The organism is Microbacterium sp. GCS4, from assembly GCF_001262495.1.
GTDB lineage: Bacteria > Actinomycetota > Actinomycetes > Actinomycetales > Microbacteriaceae > Microbacterium.
In genome coordinates this window covers 35,130-48,165 of sequence record NZ_LGYE01000005.1, presented here as the reverse complement: position 1 = coordinate 48,165, position 13,036 = coordinate 35,130, and the positions used below count along the sequence as shown (strand labels likewise).

13 protein-coding genes are annotated in these 13,036 nt (G+C 71.0%); 5 read left to right on the top strand and 8 right to left on the bottom strand.

Annotated features, from left to right (window positions below; translation table 11 throughout):
* Positions 1–45: 45 nt before the first annotated feature.
* On the bottom strand, positions 46–732 hold the full coding sequence (ftsR, locus tag AKH00_RS15700; RefSeq protein WP_050723716.1) for a transcriptional regulator FtsR: 687 nt from the start codon (positions 730–732) through the stop codon (positions 46–48).
* A complete protein-coding gene (locus tag AKH00_RS15695; protein WP_152926228.1) occupies positions 732–1,217 on the bottom strand; it encodes an FHA domain-containing protein in 486 nt (161 codons plus the stop codon). Before AKH00_RS15695 ends, ftsR begins: the two co-directional genes overlap by 1 nt.
* A 99-nt stretch (positions 1,218–1,316) precedes the next feature.
* On the opposite strand from AKH00_RS15695, the gene AKH00_RS15690 reads away from it, so the two are divergent.
* Positions 1,317–1,991, top strand: coding sequence for a copper resistance CopC family protein (locus tag AKH00_RS15690; RefSeq protein WP_050723715.1), 675 nt, complete (start codon positions 1,317–1,319; stop codon positions 1,989–1,991).
* A 9-nt stretch (positions 1,992–2,000) separates the two neighbouring features.
* On the top strand, positions 2,001–3,398 hold the full coding sequence (gene lpdA / locus AKH00_RS15685; RefSeq protein ID WP_050723714.1) for a dihydrolipoyl dehydrogenase: 1,398 nt from the start codon (positions 2,001–2,003) through the stop codon (positions 3,396–3,398).
* Between the two features lie 66 nt (positions 3,399–3,464).
* Here lpdA and AKH00_RS15680 read toward each other — a convergent pair whose 3' ends face one another.
* From AKH00_RS15680 to AKH00_RS15655, 6 genes are all read right to left on the bottom strand, one after another.
* On the bottom strand, positions 3,465–4,181 hold the full coding sequence (locus AKH00_RS15680) for a methyltransferase domain-containing protein (protein WP_050723713.1): 717 nt from the start codon (positions 4,179–4,181) through the stop codon (positions 3,465–3,467).
* Complete coding sequence (locus AKH00_RS15675; RefSeq protein WP_050723712.1) at positions 4,178–5,329, bottom strand: type III polyketide synthase; 1,152 nt, start codon at positions 5,327–5,329, stop codon at positions 4,178–4,180. Before AKH00_RS15675 ends, AKH00_RS15680 begins: the two co-directional genes overlap by 4 nt.
* A 51-nt stretch (positions 5,330–5,380) precedes the next feature.
* The gene (locus AKH00_RS15670; RefSeq protein WP_050723711.1) at positions 5,381–6,025 is read right to left on the bottom strand and encodes a CYTH domain-containing protein; all 645 of its coding nucleotides are present in this window, start codon (positions 6,023–6,025) and stop codon (positions 5,381–5,383) included.
* Positions 6,018–6,233, bottom strand: a complete 216-nt coding sequence (locus AKH00_RS15665) for a hypothetical protein (RefSeq protein WP_050723710.1) — start codon at positions 6,231–6,233, stop codon at positions 6,018–6,020. Before AKH00_RS15665 ends, AKH00_RS15670 begins: the two co-directional genes overlap by 8 nt.
* A gap of 34 nt (positions 6,234–6,267) precedes the next feature.
* Complete coding sequence (locus AKH00_RS15660; RefSeq protein WP_050723709.1) at positions 6,268–6,738, bottom strand: prepilin peptidase; 471 nt, start codon at positions 6,736–6,738, stop codon at positions 6,268–6,270.
* A 70-nt stretch (positions 6,739–6,808) separates the two neighbouring features.
* Positions 6,809–7,099: a DUF1905 domain-containing protein gene (locus AKH00_RS15655; RefSeq protein WP_050723708.1), complete on the bottom strand. Its 291-nt coding sequence runs from the start codon at positions 7,097–7,099 to the stop codon at positions 6,809–6,811.
* A 114-nt stretch (positions 7,100–7,213) separates the two neighbouring features.
* On the opposite strand from AKH00_RS15655, the gene AKH00_RS15650 reads away from it, so the two are divergent.
* The 3 genes from AKH00_RS15650 to AKH00_RS15640 are packed head-to-tail and all read left to right on the top strand — an operon-like array spanning position 7,214 to position 13,007.
* Positions 7,214–7,990 (top strand): hypothetical protein, encoded by a 777-nt coding sequence (locus tag AKH00_RS15650; protein ID WP_050723707.1) that lies wholly within the window; start codon positions 7,214–7,216, stop codon positions 7,988–7,990.
* Between the two features lie 14 nt (positions 7,991–8,004).
* On the top strand, positions 8,005–9,543 hold the full coding sequence (locus AKH00_RS15645; protein WP_050723706.1) for a DNA polymerase Y family protein: 1,539 nt from the start codon (positions 8,005–8,007) through the stop codon (positions 9,541–9,543).
* Positions 9,543–13,007, top strand: a complete 3,465-nt coding sequence (locus AKH00_RS15640; RefSeq protein WP_050723705.1) for an error-prone DNA polymerase — start codon at positions 9,543–9,545, stop codon at positions 13,005–13,007. The genes AKH00_RS15645 and AKH00_RS15640 overlap by 1 nt, the downstream gene beginning before the upstream one ends.
* Positions 13,008–13,036: the final 29 nt, after the last annotated feature.

Sequence of the window (13,036 nt, the reverse complement as noted above, 5' to 3'; positions counted from 1 at the left end):
GCAATGACATCCGTGCGAGCGTGAAGGTGTGTCGCAATCAGTTCGTTACGAAAGCAGTCTGTTCAGCGCGTCCTTGACGAACAGCGCACGCACTTCGTCGATCTTCGCCGCCAGCGTGGGCGCCATCTCGTTCGCCTTGGCGCGGGAGGCTGCGTCCGTGCGGCGCAGCAGCGCCGACATGGCCGACTCGATGAGCGCGACCTCGCGATCGGCGCCCTGACGCAGCGAGCGGAGGTGTCGCGGCTCGATGCCGTGGCGGTCGAGGGCGACCAGACCGCGCAGCAACGTGACCGTGCCCTCGGCGTACGACTCCTGGGCCGTGATGACCCCGGTGCTGATGGCGTCGTTGAGGAGCTGCGGTCCGGCGCCGGCCGCCGACAGCAACTCGTCGCGGCGGTAGCGGCGAGGGGTCGGCGTGATCGAGGGCGGCGGCACGATGGCGGCGGACTCGCCGCTTGCCTCAGCCTCGTCGAGCTGCTCCCTGATCACGCTGAGCGGCAGGTAGTGGTCCCGCTGCAGGGTGAGTCCGAGACGGAGTCGCTCGATGTCGGAGCCCGAGAACTTGCGGTACCCGGATTCGGTGCGTGAGGGAGTCACGATGCCCTGGACCTCGAGGAAGCGCAGCTTGCTGGAGGTGAGATCGGGGAACTCGGGCGTGAGCCTCGCGAGCACCTGGCCGATGCTCAGAAGGCCCGCGGACGCTGAGCGTTCACGGGCGGGTGCGGCCGCCATCAGCCGTTCGCCGAGACTCGATCGACCGGGGATACGAAGAAGTTCAGACGGAACTTGCCCACGCGGAGCTCGGAGCCGTCGACCAGAACGCTGCGGTCCACGCGCTCGCCGTTCACGTACGTGCCGTTGAGCGAACGCTGGTCGATGATCTCGAACGACGATCCCGTGCGGGTGATCTCGGCGTGACGACGCGACACGGTCACGTCGTCGAAGAAGATGTCGGCCTCGGGGTGGCGGCCCACGGTCGTCACGTCGGTGTCGAGGAGGTACCGGGCCCCCGCCAGCGCGCCGGAGCGCACCAGCAGCAGGGCGGAACCGGCGGGCAGTGCGGCGATCGCGCTCTGCTCGACGTCCGTGAGCTCCACGCCGAACGGCACGAAGGAAAGATCCGAATCGTGCCCGAACGTCTGGGTCACGTCGTGCCTCTGCTCGCCGGAACGGTGGATCGCGGCGTCTTCCGCCGGTCGGCTCTCGCTGTCTGTCACTGTGCCCTCCTGACAACCCAGACTAACGGATGCGGAGGCCCGGGCGGGAGGCCGGATCGCACTCAGGTGCTGCATACCGGAACTCCATAGGCTGGGCACGTGAAAACCACAGCCCGTCGCCGTTCCACAGCCCCGGTCGCCCTCGCCGCAGCCCTTCTCGCGGCGTGCCTGATCCTGGTCGCACCCCTCTCGGCATCCGCGCACGACTCCCTCCTGGCCTCCTCTCCCGAGGCCGACGGGACGGTCGACACGCTGCCCTCCGCCCTCACGCTCACGTTCAGCGCCAAGCTGATCGACGGCGAGGGCGCGACCGAGGTCGTCGTGACGGATGCCTCCGGCGCCTCCGTGACCGACGGTCCCGCCACCGTGGACGGCGCGATCGTGACGCAGCCGCTCGTCGCCGAGGCCGCGGCCGGCGCGTACCGCGTGGTCTGGAAGATCGTCTCGAGCGACGGTCACCCCACCTCGGGCGAATTCTCCTTCACGGTCGCGAACAGCTCCGTCACCGAGCCGCCCGTCGAGACCCCGGCGACGACCCCGAGCGCCGCGCAGACGGTCTCCCCCACCGCGGAGACGCCCACGCCCTCCCCGGTCGCCACGCCGGACGAGGGGTCGTCGGCGTCGAACTGGATCTGGCTGCTCGCGATCCTCGGCATCCTGGTGATCGTGGTCGCCGTGGTCATCGCGTTCGCCCTTCGCGGGCGTCGCACCGGCACGGAGGACGCCGCGGACGGGGGCCCGGACTCTGATTCCGACGCCCCGACGGAGCGCTAGGCTTAAGGCATGCCACACTACGACGTCGTCATCCTTGGTGCAGGTCCTGGCGGATACGTCGCTGCGGTTCGCAGCGCGCAGCTCGGCCTGTCCACCGCGATCATCGAGGAGAAGTACTGGGGCGGTGTGTGCCTCAACGTCGGCTGCATCCCCTCCAAGGCGCTCCTGAAGAACGCGGAGATCGCGCACACGCTGAACCACAAGGCCGACTTCTTCGGCATCTCGGGTGAGTTCACGATCGACTACGGCAAGGCGTTCGACCGCAGCCGCGTCGTCGCCGACGGCCGCGTCAAGGGCATCCACTTCCTGATGAAGAAGAACAAGGTGACCGAGTACGACGGCCGCGGCACCTTCACGGGCCCCAAGGCCATCTCGGTCGCCAAGTCCGACGGCACGACCGAAGAGGTCACCTTCGACAACGCGATCATCGCGACCGGCTCGAAGGTCCGCCTGCTCCCCGGGGTGCAGCTCAGCGACAACGTCGTGACGTACGAAGAGCAGATCATGAGCCGTGAGCTGCCGAAGTCGATCGTGATCGTCGGCGCCGGCGCCATCGGCATGGAGTTCGCCTACGTCATGACGAACTACGGCGTGAAGGTCACGATCATCGAGTTCCTCGACCGCGCCCTCCCCAACGAGGACGCCGACGTGTCGAAGGAGATCACCAAGCAGTACAAGAACTACGGCGTCGACATCCTCACCTCGACCAAGGTCGAGAGCGTCGTCGACAACGGCTCGTCGGTCACCGTCTCCTACACCGGCAAGGACGGGCAGCAGTCGTCCATCGAGGCCGACAAGGTGCTCATGTCGGTCGGCTTCGCGCCGAACGTCGAGGGCTTCGGTCTCGACAAGACCGGCGTGAAGCTCACCGAGCGCGGCGCGATCGACATCGACGACCACATGCGCACGAACGTCGAGGGCATCTACGCGATCGGCGACGTGACCATGAAGCTGCAGCTCGCGCACGTGGCCGAGGCGCAGGCCGTCGTCGCCGCCGAGACCATCGGCAAGGCCGAGACGCAGACCCTCGGCGACTACCGCATGATGCCGCGCGCGACGTTCTGCTCGCCGCAGGTCGCGTCGTTCGGCCTCACCGAGCAGCAGGCCAAGGACGAGGGGCGCGAGATCAAGGTCGCGACGTTCCCGTTCATGGCGAACGGCAAGGCGCACGGACTCGGCGAGCCCGTCGGCTTCGTGAAGCTCATCGCCGACGCCGAGCACCTCGAGCTCATCGGCGCGCACATGATCGGCCCGGACGTGTCGGAGCTCCTTCCCGAGCTCACGCTCGCGCAGAAGTGGGACCTCACCGCGCTCGAGCTCGCGCGCAATGTGCACACGCACCCGACGCTGTCGGAGGCCCTGCAGGAGGGCTTCCACGGCCTCGCGGGGCACATGATCAACTTCTGATGCGGTACGAAGGGCTCGGATGCGTCGGCATCCGAGCCCTTCGTCGTCCCCGTCCTGCACCGGCGATCAGCCCGCGGGTTCCTCCCAGCGCAACTCCAGGCGTGCGGGCAGGGCTCCACGCACCGTCCAACCCGGCGGTGCGACGGCACGGAGCTCGCGCGGCGTGTACGAGCGGCGGATGCTGAGCAGACCGTCGACCCGGATGAACGAGCCGCGCAGGAAGCTCGACGCGAGCGCTCTCGTGCCGAGGTCGAACAGCGCGTACGCGGCGGTGCTCCGCGCGATGTCGCGGTGCACGACGACGCCGCCCGGATTCACGAGACGGCGCGTGTCTTCGAGCACCTCCTGGCGCTCGGCATCCGTGAGGTGATGCAGCACGTGGTTGGAGAACACCACGTCGTACCGCTCCCCGTCGGCGACGAGGTCCGCGGCCAGCGCACGGCGATAGCGCACTCCCGCTCCCCCGTCGTTCGCCTCGGCCCAGTGGACAGCCCTCTCGTCGGCATCCAGCGCCGTGACCTCGGCCGCGAGTCCGTCCCGGCGGAGCCTGCGTGCGATCATCCGGCTCACGTCGCCGCCGCCCGCTCCGACGTCCAGGATGCGGACGGGGCCGCGCCGGGCGCGCGACAGGATGTCGCGCCGAAGCAGCAGTCCGGGCCGCGCGACCGCGGCGTTCACGAGCCGGAATCGGTCGTACGTGCGCTCGAGCATCGCGAGATCGGCGTCGGGGTCGTCCATGAGCTCGACGAGCTCGGGCGCCCGCGCCGACAGGTCGATTTTCATCCGCCCGCCACGACCGTCAGGAGAGCGCTCTCGGCCGTGAGGCCGGGGCCGAAGGCCATGGCCGCCACGCGCGAGCCGTCCGCGGCCCCGCTCGCGAGGATGTCGCGGATCACGAACAGCACGGTCGCACTCGACATGTTCCCGTACTCGCGCAGCACCGTCCGCGCGGGAGCGAGCTGACCATCGCTCAGGTGCAGCCGGTCCTGCACGCGGTCGAGGATGCCGCGTCCGCCTGGGTGCACGGCCCAGTGCGCGACCTCGTCGCCGATCCGTCCGCCGTCGAACGCGCCGAGCAGTTCCTCGTCGGCGTCGAACAGCGGGCGGATCGCGTCGAGGATCGTCTCGCCGATGATGTGCGGGACGGCCGTCGACAGGACCATCTCGAAACCCGTGTCGCCGATCGTCCAGGCCATGTCCTTCTTCCCCTCCGGGGCGATGGCGGTGTGGAAGCGGTCGAGAGCGACCGCTTGGACCCGGGTGCTCAGGTCGCGCGCGGTGACGATGCCGGCGGCTGCCCCGTCGGCGAACAGCGAAGAGGCGACGATCACATCCGGATCGTCCGACGAGCGCAGGTGCAGGGTGCACAGTTCGACACTGGCGACGAGCACCACGGCGTCGGGATCGGCGAGGCAGAACTGGCGGGCGGCGCGCAGCGCGGGCATCGCGGCGTAGCAGCCCATGAACCCCAGGTGGTAGCGCTGCACGGAGTCCGGGAGGCCCAGGGCGCGCACGATCTCGTAGTCGGGTCCTGGTGCGTGGAATCCGGTGCACGATGCCGTGATGACGTGCGTGATGTCGGACACGTCGAGGTCGGGGTCCGCCGCGATCGTCCGCCGTGCGGCCTCGACGACGAGCCGGGTGGACTCCCGCGTGTAGAGGTCGTTGCGCGCCTTGGTTCCGGGTGCGAGCAGCAGACCCGACGCCCGATCGTAGAACATCGGCTCGTCGACCTGCGCGGACGACGCGAGCTCGTCGACCACGGTATGCCGCGTGGCGATGCCCGACTCGTTGAAGGATGCGCCGATCAGACGCTGCGCGAGTCGACCGATCCCGGGCTGCGAGGCGAAGATGTCTCGCACCTCGTCCTGCGCGATCACGGTCTCGGGGACCACCGTCTCGAGGGAGCGGAGGAGGACGGAACGGCTCATGGTGTCACTCAAGCATGCCGGGGAGAGCCGAGGAAGGGGCTTGCGCCCCGCTCAGAATCCCAGCGCTCTGGCGAGCTTCGAGCCGAATGCCGCCTCGCGCCCTCCTGCGGCGGACACGGCCCGCTCGACGGCGGCGAACAGGGTCTCGCGACCCGCAGCATCCGCGGGTGCGGCCGGTCCGAGCTCGAACTCCCACTCCCGCCACTCGCGCACGACGTCGGCGCGGAGATCCGTGGCGCGGACGTGGTCGTCGACGAACTCGGCGATCACACCGCCCGGACCCGTGAGCTGGAATGCGGTGCGGCTGTTCTCGATGCGGGCGAGGGGCAGCAGCTCCCCCGTCGTCCACCGAGCGAGAGTCTCGGTGACCGCGGAGGGCACGACGTCGGCGTCGCCCAGCGGCCAGCCGATCTCGAGTCGGCCGTCCCCCTCGCGCGGCCCCTTGATGTGCCAGCCCTCATCCGGTCCGCCGGTGCGTCGCCGCAGAGCGACCCCGGCGCGGGAGAGCTCGGCGTCGCCCGTGTCGAGGTAGCGCGCGTCGAGCTCGCGCAGCGCTCCTGCCGAGACCTCGTCGACCCCGGGCAGGCCGGTCCAGTCAGGCAGCGGAGTGTCGGCATCGACGTCGTACTTGCGCTCGACTTCGACGACCCGCGAGGGCTCCACCGAGGACCGTGCCGCGTCGTGCGACTCAGTCATCCGCCGGATTGATGTCCTCGAGGGACTCGTCGTACCAGTAGTCCACCTCGGTGGGGCCGTCGGAGTCGCCCGTGTTCTGAGCGTCGCCGCGACGGTTGTAGACGATCTGCGTCTCGCTGTACGGGACGATCAGCTTGTCGTCTGCGTCGGCGTCGAGGGGGATGATCTGCCCGTCCAGCGGGCCTCCGTGGAGTCGTGCGAGTGCCATCCCCTCACCATAGCCCGGTCTCGATCGATCCTCGTCACGCCACGAGGATGCCGAGCACGGCGCCGGCGATCATCCACGGCCCGAAGGCGATGCGCGTACGCCGATCCGCCCGTCGGAGCAGCAGGAGGACGCCCGCGTGCACGGCCCCGAGCACGAAGGCCGCCGCAGCGCCGATCGCGAGCGCCTGCCAGCCGTGCCATCCGAGGAGCAGGCCGATGACCGCCGCGAGCTTGACGTCTCCCCCGCCCATGCCGTTCCGGCTGAGCAGACGCAGCACAGCGTAGAACCCGCCGAGCATCACGAGTCCACCGCCCGCGCGGAGGAGCGGGGCCGTGTCGTGCGTCGCGAGGGCGTCGATCGCGATCAGGGCGAGGAGCGCGGCCAGGGTCGGCAGGACGATCCGGTCGGGTAGACGGTGCGTGCGCACGTCGATCACGACGAGACGTGCGGCCACGACGAGCAGCGCGAGGTGCACGAGGACGATGAGCGCGGTGCGCGGTTCCATGCGGGAAGGCTAGGAGGTCTGCGCCACCGTCGATCGAGCGGTGTGGATAACCTCGGGCCGGGTGGGACGATCAGAGGTCGAGCACGTCGAGGTCGACGAGCACGATGTCGCCCTCGGAGATGTCCTGCGCGGTGCGGATGGCCTTCTTGAGCGGGAGCACGAAGGCCGCGCCGTCGAAGAAGATCGAGGTGTTCCAGATCGAGGCTCCGATCCGCGCCTGCACCCGCAGCGAGCCGAAGCCGCGCGGAGGCGCCGGCAGTTCGCGCAGCTCGACGGAGATCTCCCCGGGCATCGTGGCGAAGAACCAGTCGTCGACGCGCTTCTCCCACCGGGTGACGACGCTCTCGAACTCGATCCTCATGCGCTCAGCGTACCGACGGCATCCGACATCGCTGTGCCGATGCGGATGTCGGAGGTTCGAACTATCGTTGTTCCTCCAGTTGAATTATTAGAATATACGTTCGAGGATGGAGGCATGGCGATGGATGCGATGGCGGCGATCTCTCCGGCGGGCGACTCCCGCGCCGGAGAGGTGCTGCGACTGCGCCGCGAGATCAGCCGTATGCAACGGCGGCGCAGCGAGCATCCGCTGCTCCCCCTCGACCCGGCGCTCTCCTCCCTGCTGCCCGAACAGGGCCTGCAGACCGGCACCGCCTATACCGTCTCCTCCTCGCCCAGCCTGATCCTCGCGCTCCTCAGCGCCGCCTCGGGCAAAGGGCTCTGGTGCGCGGTGGTCGGGATGCCGACCCTCGGCGTCGAAGCGGCGGCCGCGTTCGGCATCGCGCTGCCCCGCTTGATCCTCGTCCCCGATCCGGGCGACCGCTGGCTCGCCGTGACCTCCGCCCTCGCCGAGGTCGTCCCCCTGATCGCCCTGCAGCCAGGAGGGAGGGTCCGCGATGCCGAGGCGTCGCGACTGAGCGCCCGGCTCCGCGATCGCGGCGCCACCCTGCTCGTCGCCGAGTCCGAGGCCGCGGGCCCCTGGCCGCAGAGCGAGGGCTCGATCCGCCTGCACGACCAGCAGTGGCAGGGCATCGGCGAGGGCTGGGGCCTGATCGAGGGGTCCACCGCGACCGTGACCGCGCGGACGCGGAACAGCCCGCTGGCGTCGAGCGTGCACGTGCGCCTGCCCGGCAGCACCGGAGCCGTCGAAGCCGTGCCGGAGCAGAGCCCCACCGAGCTGGTCACGCTGCCCGGTCTGCGGGTCGCGGATGCCGCCCCGGCGGAGTACCCCTCCCTGGCGGTGGCCGGATGACTGGCGGTGGCCGGATGAACGCTCCTCACCGGGTCCTCGTGCTGTGGTTCCCCGACTGGCCGCTGCGGGCGGCGCTGAGGGGTGCTCCCCCGCATCCGCCGACCGCTCTCGTGCACGCGAACACCGTCATCGCCTGCACGGCCTCGGCGCGCGAGCACGGCGTGCGGGCGGGGCAGCGCCGCCGTGAGGCGCAGGGCTGCATCTCGTCGCTGCGGGTGCTCCCGCACGACCCCGCCACGGACGAGAGGGCGTTCCTCCCCGTGCTGCAGCTCATCGAGCGGCACGCCCCCGGCGTCGCGCTGCTGCGCCCAGGACTCGCCGCGCTCCGCGCCCGCGGCATCGCCCGCTACCACGAGGGCGAGGCCGAGGCGGGGGCGGCTCTGATCCGCGTCCTCGCCGAGGCCGGCTACCCCGAGGTGCGCGTGGGAGTCGCCGACGGCCCGTTCACGGCCGAGCTCGCCGCTCGCGGGCCCGCGCCCTGCACGGTGATCCCGGCCGGGCGCGCCGAGGAGTTCCTGCATCCGCTCCCCGTGCGGGTGCTGCGCGACGAGCAGCTCACCGGCCTGCTCGTGCGCCTCGGGGTGCGCACCCTCGGCGACTTCGCGGCCCTCGACGAGATCGAGGTGCGGGATCGCTTCGGCGAGCGCGGCGCCCGGCTGCACGCGCTCGCGGCCGGCGCCGACTCCCGGGCGGTCGTCGCACGCCCTCCCGACCCGGAGCTCGTGCGTGCGATCGAGTTCGACTCCCCGCTCGCCGGAGCCGACCAGGTGGCGTTCGCGGTTCGGCAGACGGCGGATGCGGTGCTCCTCGCTCTCGCCGACGCCTCGGTCGTCTGCACCGAGGTGCGCATCGACCTGACCGACGACGACGGGCGGGTGCATTCGCGCACCTGGCTGCACCCGACCTGCTTCGACGCCGCCGACCTCGTCGACCGCGTGCGCTGGCAGCTCGAGGCCCTCGCCGCCGAATCCGCGAAGGAACCCGTCGACGAAGCACGGGCCTTCGGCGGCATCGCGATGGTGCGCGTCGTGCCCGTGGCCGTCGACGACGCCGCCCATCACCAACCAGGCCTGTTCGGTTCCGGCACCGACGAGCGCCTGCACCACGCCGTCTCCCGAGTGCAGACCATGCTGGGACATCAGGGCGTCGTGACCGCGGCGCTCTCGGGCGGGCGCTGGCTCGCCGACCGTCAGGTGCTCACACCCTGGGGTGAGCGGAGCGTCGCGCCGCGCGACCCCGACCGCCCCTGGCCCGGCAGCCTGCCCGACCCGCTGCCGGCCGAGGTGTTCCGTCCCCCGCGGCCGATCGGCGTGCAGACGGCGAGCGGCGAGGCCGTGGCCGTCGACGAGCGGGGCGCACTGTCGGCCGTCCCCGCACGGATCGACGGCGACGAGGTGCGCGCCTGGGCAGGCCCCTGGCCGATCCACGAGCGCCGCTGGGAGAGCACGGGCGGCAAGCGGGGGCATCGCCTGCAGATCGTCGACGGCCACGACCGGGCCTGGCTGGTGTTCTCGGCCGGCGACCGGTGGTGGGCCGAGGGACGGTACCGCTGATGGGCTGGCACAACCCTCCGCAGACCTGGCGCGAACTCGAGCGCACGCTGAGCGGTGAGGAGTCGCCGTATCCGATCGGCGGCCCCGAGCCCTGGCTCGACCGCCCGGACCCGGGGCCGGTGAGCACACGGAAGAAGCGCACCCCACCGACGACGGTCACCCGGCCCGAGGATGCCGTTCCCTACGCCGAGCTGCACGCGCACTCCTCGTACTCCTTCCTCGACGGGGCGTCGTCGCCCGAGGATCTGCTGGCCGAGGCGGAACGCCTCGGCCTCTCCGCACTGGCCCTCACGGATCACGACGGCTTCTACGGCGCCGCACGCTTCGCCGAGGTCGCCGAGCTCATGGACGTGCACGTGCAGACCGTGTACGGAGCCGAGCTGTCGATCGGCCTCGACGCGCCGCAGCGGGGAGCCGCCGACCCGATGGGAGACCACCTGCTCGTGCTCGCCGACGGCCTCGAGGGCTACCACCGGCTCTCCGCCGCGATGACGTCCGCCCATCTGCGCGGCGGAGAGAAGGGCCGCCCGGTCTACGACCTCGAGGAGCTCGCGGCCACCGCCGAGGGGCACTGGACGATCCTCACCGGATGCCGCAAGGGCGGTGTCCGCCGCGGGCTCGAGACCGGCGACGCCGCGACCCCCCTGCGCCGCCTGGTCGACCTGTTCGGGCGGGACCGCGTCGCGGTCGAGCTGTTCGACCACGGCGACCCCCTGGACACCCGGCGGAACGACGCCCTCGCCGACCTCGCCCGCCGGCAGCGTCTGCCGGTGGTGGCGACCAACAACGTGCACTACGCGACCCCCGATCGCGCCGCCCTGGCCGAGGCGGTCGCGGCGGTGCGCGCGGTGCGGAGCATGGACGATCTCGACGGCTGGCTCCCCGCGCACGGCGGGGCGCATCTGCGCAGCGGCGCCGAGATGGCGGCGCGGTTCCGGCGGTACCCCGGGGCGATCTCGTACGGACTGGAGCTGGCCGGGGCCTCCGCCTTCCCGCTGCGCCGCGCACGCCCGGCTCTGCCCCGTCAGGAGGTGCCGGAAGGCCACACGCCCATGACGTGGCTGCGGCATCTGGTGTGGGAGGCCGTGCCGTCCAAGTACCCGCGACTGGACGACGATGGCCGCCGCCGCATCCACCGCGAGCTCGACGTGATCGAGGAGAAGGACTTCCCCGGCTACTTCCTCATCGTGCACGGCATCGTGTCGGAGGCGCGACGCCTCGGCATCCTGTGCCAGGGTCGCGGATCCGCTGCGGCGAGCGCGGTGTGCTACCTGCTGGGCATCACCGCGGTCGATCCGATCCTCTACCGGCTCCCGTTCGAGCGCTTCCTCGCGACCACGCGCTCGGAGGAGCCGGACATCGACGTGGACTTCGACTCCGACCGCCGCGAGGAGATCATCCAGTGGGTGTACCGGGAGTACGGGCGGGAGCGGGCGGCGCAGGTCGCGAACGTGATCCAGTACCGTCCCAAGAACGCCATCCGCGACATGGCCAGGGCGCTGGGGCATTCGCCCGGACAGCAGGACGCGTGGTCGCGGCAGGTCGACGGGTGGAGCCACGGCCTGGAGATGGCCGAGGGGCACGACATCCCGGCGACCGTGATCGAGTACGCAGGAGAGCTGCTGAAGGCGCCACGGCACCTCGGCATCCATTCCGGGGGCATGGTGCTCACGGCCCGTCCCGTCGGCGAGGTCGTGCCGGTCGAGCACGCCCGCATGGAGAACCGCACGGTCATCCAGTGGGACAAGGACGACGCGGCCTGGATGGGACTCGTGAAGTTCGACCTGCTGGGCCTGGGGATGCTCGCCGCGCTGCAGCACTGCTTCGACCTGATCCGCGAGGCGACCGGTGAGGAGTGGACGCTGGAGACCCTCCCGAAGGAGGAGCCCGGCGTCTACGACATGCTGTGCCGTGCCGACTCGATCGGTGTGTTCCAGGTGGAGTCCCGCGCACAGATCGGTCTGCTCCCCCGGTTGCAGCCCCGGTGCTTCTACGACCTCGCGATCCAGATCGCCCTCATCCGCCCCGGGCCCATCCAGGGCGGGGCCGTGCATCCCTTCGTCCGCCGCAAGATGGCGAAGGATGCCCTCGACGAGGAGAACCGCGCCAGGGCGGCACGCGGCGAGGAGCCGGTGCGGCTCGACATCCCCTATCCGCACAGCGACCTGCAGCCGATCCTGGAGCGCACGCTCGGCATCCCGATCTTCCAGGAGCAGCTGATCCAGATGGCGACGGCGATCGGCGACTGCACGGCCGACGAGGCCGATCTGCTGCGGCGGGCGATGGGCTCCAAGCGCGGGCTGGAGAAGATCGAGAAGGTGCGCGACAAGCTCTACGCGGGGATGACCCGGCGCGGCCTCTCGAAGGATCAGTCCGACCGCATCTACGCGCAGATCCAGGCGTTCTCGAACTTCGGGTTCGCGGAGTCGCACTCGCTGTCGTTCGCGCTCCTCGTCTACGCGAGCTCCTGGCTCAAGCTGCACTATCCCGCGGCCTTTCTCGCCGGGCTCCTACGGTCGCAGCCCATGGGGTTCTACTCGCCCTCCACTCTCACCTCGGACGCGCGCCGACACGGGGTGGAGGTGCGGCGTCCCGACCTGCACGCCTCGGGCGCCACCGACCTGCTCGAGCCGCTCGACGGTTCGACCGAGCGGATGCCGACGGGTGTGGCCTCGTGCGCTGAGCACGATCAGCCGGAGGTGCCGCGCTTCGACCGGTCCCTCCCGGATGAGTCGGCCGCGCACCGTCGCGACGGCGGATACGCGGTGCGTCTGGGTCTCAGCGGTGTGCGCGGCATCGGCCTCCCCCTGGCACGGCGGATCGTCGCCGAGCGCGAGGAGCACGGGCCGTATCGCGACCTGCACGACCTGGTGCGGCGCACGGACGCCACGGCCGCACAGCTGGAGTCCCTCGCCACGGCCGGCGCCTTCGAGTGCCTCGGGCTGCAGCGGCGGGAGGCGATGTGGCTCGCGGGGGCTGCGGCCGACGACCGCTCCCGGTACCTGCCGGGCACGACGGTCGCGGTGCAGCCGCCCCTGTTCGCCGACCAGTCCAGCTACGAGCGCCTCTCCGCCGATCTCTGGGCCACGGGCGTCTCGACCGACGACCATCCGATGACGCACTTCCGCGCGGCGCTGAGCGACCGGGGCGTGCTCTCGTCCCGTGACCTGCAGGGGCACGAGACAGGCCGGCGGGTCGAGGTCGCCGGGCTCGTGACGCATCGGCAGCGCCCGGCCACGGCGGCGGGCGTGACGTTCCTCAACCTCGAGGACGAGAGCGGACTGGTCAACGTGATCTGCTCGACCGGCGTATGGGGGCGCTATCGCCGGGTGGCGCGAGATTCTCCGGCGCTGATCATCCGCGGCATCCTGGAGCGCTCCCCCGAGGGCGTCATCAACATCCTCGCCGATGCGTTCGAGGATCTCCGCACCGGGGTCGCGCATCGATCGCGCGACTTCCGGTGACGGGTCAGCGCCACGGGGAACGCCGGGTC

Coding starts and splice junctions, on each gene's coding strand:
- ftsR (WP_050723716.1), bottom strand. CDS start 732: ATGGCGGCCGCACCCGCCCGTGAACGCTCAGCGTCCGCGGGCCTTCTG.
- lpdA (WP_050723714.1), top strand. CDS start 2,001: ATGCCACACTACGACGTCGTCATCCTTGGTGCAGGTCCTGGCGGATAC.
- AKH00_RS15680 (WP_050723713.1), bottom strand. CDS start 4,181: ATGAAAATCGACCTGTCGGCGCGGGCGCCCGAGCTCGTCGAGCTCATG.
- AKH00_RS15675 (WP_050723712.1), bottom strand. CDS start 5,329: ATGAGCCGTTCCGTCCTCCTCCGCTCCCTCGAGACGGTGGTCCCCGAG.
- AKH00_RS15670 (WP_050723711.1), bottom strand. CDS start 6,025: ATGACTGAGTCGCACGACGCGGCACGGTCCTCGGTGGAGCCCTCGCGG.
- AKH00_RS15665 (WP_050723710.1), bottom strand. CDS start 6,233: ATGGCACTCGCACGACTCCACGGAGGCCCGCTGGACGGGCAGATCATC.
- AKH00_RS15660 (WP_050723709.1), bottom strand. CDS start 6,738: ATGGAACCGCGCACCGCGCTCATCGTCCTCGTGCACCTCGCGCTGCTC.
- AKH00_RS15655 (WP_050723708.1), bottom strand. CDS start 7,099: ATGAGGATCGAGTTCGAGAGCGTCGTCACCCGGTGGGAGAAGCGCGTC.
- AKH00_RS15650 (WP_050723707.1), top strand. CDS start 7,214: ATGGCGATGGATGCGATGGCGGCGATCTCTCCGGCGGGCGACTCCCGC.
- AKH00_RS15645 (WP_050723706.1), top strand. CDS start 8,005: ATGAACGCTCCTCACCGGGTCCTCGTGCTGTGGTTCCCCGACTGGCCG.
- AKH00_RS15640 (WP_050723705.1), top strand. CDS start 9,543: ATGGGCTGGCACAACCCTCCGCAGACCTGGCGCGAACTCGAGCGCACG.